A 2,158-nucleotide genomic window follows, 5' to 3' on the forward strand; every position below is an offset into this window, starting at 1 on the left:
CCCGTGCCCTTTATATTCCTTAAAAAGGGGGGAGCGGGGGTGCTTAACCCCCGGGGCATCTTTTTAGGATAATTTGTGGGTAAGAAAATAGTGAAATTTTAGTTAAAGTGTTTTTAGGGGGTTTGGGGGTTTTACCCCCAACCCATATTGGGGACTTGAGGTGCGTGGGTGGGGTGTCCTGCGGCTTCAGCACTACTGCTGGTGGTGCGGTGGCGGGGCTGTTCTACTGGAATGCTAACAACTCATCTTCTAATACGAACTCGAACATCGCCGCCCGTGCTTTTCATTTGAAAAAGGTTTGATGTATTTTTGGCACTTCATTTTCCCGACCGCTTGGTCAAAAATAAGACGCCGTTAAAGGCACGGTTTAGTAGGTTTATTCTCGAAAGACCGTGAGGCAAATGAAGGGGTTAATGATGAAACGAGTAGGTTTCATTTTTGAAAAGATTATAGATAAGGATAATATTCTTTGGGCAATAGATAATTCTGCACGTGGTAAAAGAAAGAGGAAGAATGTACAAAGGGTTTTGGAAAATGCGGAAAAATGTGCTGAAGAAATTCAAGAGATGTTGAGTAAAAAGACTTATCAGCCTGCGGAATATTTTGAGGAAGTAATTTGGGATGTAAGTAATAAAAAAGAGCGGGTGATTTATAAGCCTAAGTATTATCCAGATCAAGTAATTCATTGGTGTTTGATTCAGCAAATTGAATTTATTCTCAGACGAGGTATGTATTATTACTCATGTGCAAGTATACCGGGGAAAGGGATTCATTTTGCTTTAAAAGCGGTAAAGAAATGGTTAAAGAAGGATCGAAAACATACCAAGTATTGTTTGCAAATGGATATTAGGAAATTTTATCCGTCAATTGATCGGGAAATATTAAAAGAGTTGTTTCGGAAAAAGATTAAGGATCGGGAGGCTTTATGGTTAATTGATACTATTATTGACAGTCATGAACCGGGTTTACCGATTGGCAATTATACTAGTCAATGGTTTAGTAACTTTTATCTGGAGGGTTTTGACCATTATGTAAAAAGCTTGGGTGTAAAATATTATGTACGTTATATGGATGATTTCTGTTTGTTTGGTAATAACAAAAAGAAATTACATAGAGTAAGGGAAAAAATAATGAATTATTTAAGTGAGGTTCTCCATTTAAAGGTTAAGGATAATTGGCAATTATATCGGGTAGATGTACGGGGAGTAGATTTTGTTGGTTATCGTACTTTTCGTGATTACTGTTTATTAAGAAATACTACTGCTTTAAGAATTGGTCGGCGGATGCGAAAAATTAAGAGAAAAGTGGTAATGTCTTATCACGATGCTGCAGCTATTATGAGTTATTTAGGTTGGTTAAAACATGGTAATACCTATAATTTTAGGCAAAAACATATTCTTTCATGGTTAGAGCTTGGGAAGGTTAAGGAAGTAATTAGGAGGGGGTGTTAGCTTGTGTCAAAAAAAAGGAAGTTTTTAGTTTTTCTTTTGTGTTTGTGTTTTTGCTGGAGTTTTTTATTTCCGTCATTAATTTTTGCTGAACAGGGTGTCATTGCGGGTAATAATTATCAAGGTCTTATTGATGAAGTTAGGATTTTTGATACACCTTTTGGGTTATCAGACGAACAGGGTTTAATTGGAGGAACTAATTTTCAGGGTATAATTGATGAGGTTGCTATTTATTCTGGGGAATTACTTGAAAACAGACCTCCCGGAATTGCATTATCGGGAAATTGGTCTGTTCATAGAACTGAGGATTTAATTTTTCAACTAATGGTTATTGATTCTAATATAAATGATGAAAATCTTACAACAAGTATATTTTTAGATAACTCCTCAGTTTCATTTACGGCAAAAAATTTAAAAACTAATTCATCTTCTAATCATAATGGTAGTTTTACCGCGGAAAATGGAATTGAATATCAAATTACCATAAGTAAAAATAGCTATCCCGGTAAAAGTAGTTTTCCGTTAAAGATAGTAGCCAAAGATAGTGGTAATTATCAAACAGTAAAGGAGGTTACTGTTAATGCTCGTAATACGGCACCAACTGTAGCTTTTGTCTCTATACCTAATTTCCAAGATAATGTTAATTATACTTTTTCTTTTAAAGCATCAGATTTGGATCCAACAGATGCTACTTTAACTACAGAGGTATA

At 35.4% G+C, this 2,158-nt stretch carries 2 protein-coding genes; both read left to right on the forward strand.

The window, feature by feature from the left end:
* The first annotated feature begins 416 nt into the window (after window positions 1-416).
* Window positions 417-1,451 (forward strand): RNA-directed DNA polymerase, encoded by a 1,035-nt coding sequence (locus GX687_03360; protein ID HHX96487.1) that lies wholly within the window; start codon window positions 417-419, stop codon window positions 1,449-1,451.
* Between the two features lie 3 nt (window positions 1,452-1,454).
* On the forward strand, window positions 1,455-2,158 hold a 704-nt coding region (locus tag GX687_03365), incomplete at its 3' end, for a hypothetical protein (protein HHX96488.1).

Source organism: Clostridia bacterium (genome assembly GCA_012841935.1).
Classification (GTDB): Bacteria; Bacillota; Peptococcia; order DRI-13; family DTU073; genus DUTS01.

Bases quoted from the DNA above. Each gene is read 5' to 3' on its own strand.
- GX687_03360 (HHX96487.1), top strand. From the start codon at position 417: ATGAAACGAGTAGGTTTCATTTTTGAAAAGATTATAGATAAGGATAAT.